Origin of the sequence: Pinirhizobacter sp., assembly GCF_035317885.1 — a bacterium.
Lineage (GTDB): Bacteria > Pseudomonadota > Gammaproteobacteria > Xanthomonadales > Rhodanobacteraceae > Pinirhizobacter.
In genome coordinates this window covers 1-4434 of record NZ_DATHFX010000247.1, presented here as the reverse complement: position 1 = coordinate 4434, position 4434 = coordinate 1, and the positions used below count along the sequence as shown (strand labels likewise).

Genomic DNA, 4434 nt, shown 5'->3' with positions numbered 1-4434 from the left:
GCCAACGCCGTAGAAGATCTGGCTGTTCGCGTCGGGCGCGAACTTGATGCCGGCCGTGGGCAGGAACTTGTGGAAGTTGTAATCCAGGCCGTCGCTGCCGATCTGGCTGAACTTGGGCGAGGAGTTGAAGAAGGAACCCGGGAACTCATAGGCGAAGCCCGAGCGTTCCACGTGCATGTAGGAAGCGCCCGCGGTGAAGGTCCAATAGTCGTTCGGCGTCCAGGTGTCGGTGGCGAAAGCCTTCTTCGTTTCGGTCAGCGTGAATTCGCTGTACTGCTTCTGCGCCTCGCCATTGGGATAGACGATGAAGTCCGAGTCGCCCCACTTGTTGATCGGCGCACCGGTGTTGTAGTCGGCGAGGCTAAAGGTTTCGCCCTGCTCCTGGCGCGTGCGCTCGTACCACACGCCGTATTCCAGGGCGTTGGTGTCGGAGAGGTCCTGATTGAACTTGGCGATCACACCCGGGCGGTAGGTGGTGGAACGGCTGAAGCCATACGCCAGGGCCTTCTTGCCGTTCGGGCCGGTGACGATCGCGCCGTCCTGGTTGAGGTCCTGGTTGGCCGATTCGAACGAAGGCTTGGTCGAGGTGCTCTCGGCAAAGAAGTTGCTGGCCGTGCCTGCACCGCCATCGCCATACTGGAAGTACGGCACCACGGACAGGTGCAGGCTGTCGCTGAAGGTGAACTCGCCATCGGCGCTAGCCATCAGGCTGGTGAACGGGTTGGTATGCAGCTGCCAGAAGTTGGTGTCCAGCGAACCTGGTTTATAGGTCTCGTCGTAATCGTAGTGATAGCCGTGCAGCGCCACGTTGGCCTTGGTTGGGCCAAGATACGAGTACTTCACTTCACGGTTGTACTGCAGGGACCCTGTGACCGAGTTGTTGTCGTCGATGGTCCACACCGTCTTGGCGTCGACCTTGGTCACCTTGGCCTTGCCCTCGCCGCGCCACTTTTCGTCGGAGTTGTCCGACCAGGAAATCCATGAACGCGTCGGGCCCAGGTCGCCGGTGTTCAGGCGGATGAAGGTGCGGCGGTAGTCGTACGAACCGGCCGATTGCACGAAGTCCACGCCGGCGGTGTGGGTGGGATCGATCGTGGTCCAGGCGATATGGCCGCCGGCGGCGCCGGAATCGGGCATGTCGACATCGGGGATGCCCTGCAGCACGGTGATGTCGCCCATGTTCTCCGAGTCGCCGTATTCGGTGGCGAACACGCGGTAGGAACCTGAGTCGTTGATCGGCGCGCCGTTCACCGAGGCACCGATTTCATCGCCGGTGAAGCCGCGGATGGAGTAGTTGCCATCGTTCAGGCCGGTCACGTCGTCCGTGGAGGCATTCACGCCCGGGATGCTCTGGATCAACTGCGTGAAGTTCGCACCCGGCGAAGCCTTGACGATGGCCTCGCGGCTGATCGTCGATACCGCCTTGGGCGCCGTCTGCACCGACATCAGACCACTGGCCATCGTCGCCGCGTGTGCGGTCACGGTCACCGCCTGCAGCTGCTGTGCCCTCTGGGTGTCGTTGGAGGTGGTCGTATTCGACGTGGTCGACACGCTGCTGCGGGCCGGCGGGGCCTTGGTGTCGGTCGACTGGGGATCGGTCGACTGAGCCAGGGCGGAACCAGCGAAGAGGGTGGCTGCAATAACGAGATAAAGGCGGTTTCTATTCATGGTTTTATTTGTCTTTCCGGTGAGCTAAGACGTGGCAAGTTGTTTCGACCCGGTCGCAAGGAAAAACGCTTCCCCAAGGCACAAAAAAGCCCAACCGGCTAGGTCAGGCAACTTGTTGCGAAATTCGTATTTAATTGCGCGGCGATAAGCTCCCCTATGAGCACGTCGCCATTGTGTGAAGAAGTTAGCACGATAAGGCGGGTTTTTTACAGTGTCTTTACATTCGCGAAACGGAGCACCCATGCCCGGTTTGCGCAAGTGGCCCATCGCGGCTATACACGAGGTCATCAACGAAGGAAATCGAGGGCATGACCGCGACGGCAGCGCGGCCACCTGCGGGGTCGGGGCAGTCGTGGCGAAGAACGTTTTCGACGATGGCGATGCTGCTGGTCGCCTTCGTCCCGGCGTGGCTGGATGCCGCATCCGCGCCCGACACCCCGATCCGCTTCGGCATCCTGCCCATCGGCAGTGCCGCCGAATCGCGCGCGCAATGGGCGCCCCTGCTCGAGGACATCGCCAAACGGATGGGCCATCCGGTGTCGTCGGTGTCCGTGTCCAGCTACGCGGGCCTGTCCAATGCCATAGCGGCGGGCAACGTCGACATTGCCTTCGTCTCCGGCCGGCTGGCCGTGGAAGCGGTCTCGCGCCAGCAGATGCACGTGGTGGCGCAGTTCGTCCGCGACGATGGCGTCACTGGTAACTATGCGCTGCTGATCGTCCGCGCGTCATCGCCCATCCAGGACGTCGACAGCCTCCTGGCCAACCCCGGGCGCTGGCGCTACGCGCGCGGAGAGCCCTTGTCGGTCACCGGCTACGTCGCTCCCGAGGCGCAGCTGTTCGCCCCGCGTGGGATCAATTCGGACACGTTTTTCTCGAGCGTGCGCGTAGGCAACCACCAGGACAACGCACTGGCGGTGGTGAACCGTGAAGTGGACGTCGCCACCGGCAACAACCCGGACCTGGACCTCTTCACCCGCCACTTCCCGCGCGAGGCGGCGCAGTTGCGGGTGATCTGGCGCTCGACGCTGATCCCGGCGGGCGTGCTGGTGGTGCGTGATGCGATGGACGAGCCCCTGCAGGACCAGCTGGTGGCTTTGATGCGCAACTACGGCAAGCAGGCCGATGCCGCCGGCGAACGCGAACGGGCGAACCTTTCGCGCATTCCCGACCTCGCGCATTTCGTGCCCGCCGACAACCGCGCGCTGAAGTCCTTCGTGGATATGGATTACACCCTTGCCTACCAGCAGGCCGAACACGGCCGCTGGGTGAACGATGCCGCGCGCCTGGCGCGGCTGAAGCAAGTGGAAGGCGATTACCGCAAGGCGTTGCAGGCCCTTCAGCCGCCGGCGCAGTCCCCGCACGGACACGGCGAAAAGAGCGCATCCGTGCGCGAAGGCTCTCCGTAACTAATCCCCTACCCGGCAACCTCACGGGTGGTATCAGTCTATGGGTACATCCGCAGGATTCTGCACGTCGTTTTGACGAAAACGCACAGCCGGCTGGTCGACCTTGCCGGATCGTTCAGCCCACCTAGACCACCACGCAGCGGTTCCGCCCTGCCCGCTTGGCCTCGTAGAGGGCCCGGTCCGCGCGTTCAAAAGCGGCCGCCGGCGTATCGGGCATCTGGAAGCAGGTGATGCCGCCGGACATGGTCACCGTGATCGGGCGCCTGCTGGCGTGGAAGCCCAGGTCCGCCACGCTGCGGCAGAGATCCTCGGCCACGAGCAGCGCTTCGCCTCGTTCCATGCCGTCGAAGACGGCTGCGAATTCCTCACCGCCATAACGGGCGATGAAATACCTGCCCGCCGCGTGGGCACCCAGCGCCTTGCCGACAATGCGCAGCACCGCGTCGCCCGCGGCGTGGCCGTAGTTGTCGTTGATGGCCTTGAAATGGTCGATATCGAAGGCAGCCACGCACACGTGCTGGCGTTCGCCCTGCCAGCGGCGGTGGACTTCATCCACGTGACGCTCATAAGCCAGGCGGTTGGGCATCGCGGTAAGCGGGTCGGTCAATGCCAGTTCATGCTCGCGCGCCAGCGATTCCTGCAGGCGCAAGGCCTGTGTTTCCAGTTCCAGCAGACGCCCCTGCATGCTGGCGCTGCGCGCACGGTATTCCTCGGCGCGGGCATCCTGGCGCTCGCGGTACTCGCGGAAGTGGTGGTCGATCAGGGTGAGGCGGGTGCTCACCTGCTCCTGCAGCTGGGCAAGGCTGGTGGCATCGCGCGCGGTCTGGTTCAACAACGCCATTTCGTCCCGGACGGTGGTATCCAGCGCCTCGCCTTCGGCGAGGTCCTGCGACTGCTCCTTCATGCCCATTTCAAGGAAATGGGTCATTTCCTCCAGCCGGCCGCTTACCTGCTCCAGCAAGGCCTGCAGGTTGTCGATGTCGGCGCGCAGGCTGTCGCGCTGGCGATTGACCAGGTTGGCCACAGCCTCCGCCAGCGCAGGCATGGCAGATTCGTCGTCCACCGATGTCGCGGCCAACTGGGCGCGAATGTCCACCGCCTCCTCGGCCAGGGACGGAATCAGCACCACGCGAAGCAGGGTCTGGCGGAGGGCTTCGGGCCACGGAGGTCCGATGGCCGCTTGCGCGCTGCCGGCGATGGCGTGGCACGGCATACCGTCGAGCCGCGCCACCGCGTCGCCCAGCTCGTCCACCAGCGGTGATAACCCTGCGCCGGGACTGGAGCGGCGCACCGCATCGGTCACGCGCTCGAGCAGACCGTCGAGCACCTCGTCCCGGCCACGGGCCAGCAGCAGCAAGCG

3 protein-coding genes are annotated in these 4434 nt (G+C 64.2%); 1 reads left to right on the top strand and 2 read right to left on the bottom strand.

The window, feature by feature from the left end; genetic code table 11:
• A partial coding sequence (locus VK519_RS08075; RefSeq protein ID WP_324348861.1) for a TonB-dependent receptor occupies positions 1-1668 on the bottom strand: 1668 nt, incomplete at its 3' end.
• Between the two features lie 308 nt (positions 1669-1976).
• On the opposite strand from VK519_RS08075, the gene phnD reads away from it, so the two are divergent.
• Entirely contained in the window at positions 1977-3074 is a 1098-nt protein-coding gene (gene phnD / locus VK519_RS08070) for a phosphate/phosphite/phosphonate ABC transporter substrate-binding protein (RefSeq protein ID WP_324348860.1), read from the top strand.
• Positions 3075-3198: 124 nt separating this feature from the next.
• Here the strand turns inward: phnD and VK519_RS08065 are convergent.
• The coding region (locus tag VK519_RS08065; protein ID WP_324348858.1) for a GGDEF domain-containing protein at positions 3199-4434 on the bottom strand (1236 nt) is incomplete at its 5' end.

Bases quoted from the DNA above. Each gene is read 5' to 3' on its own strand.
- phnD (WP_324348860.1), top strand. From the start codon at position 1,977: ATGACCGCGACGGCAGCGCGGCCACCTGCGGGGTCGGGGCAGTCGTGG.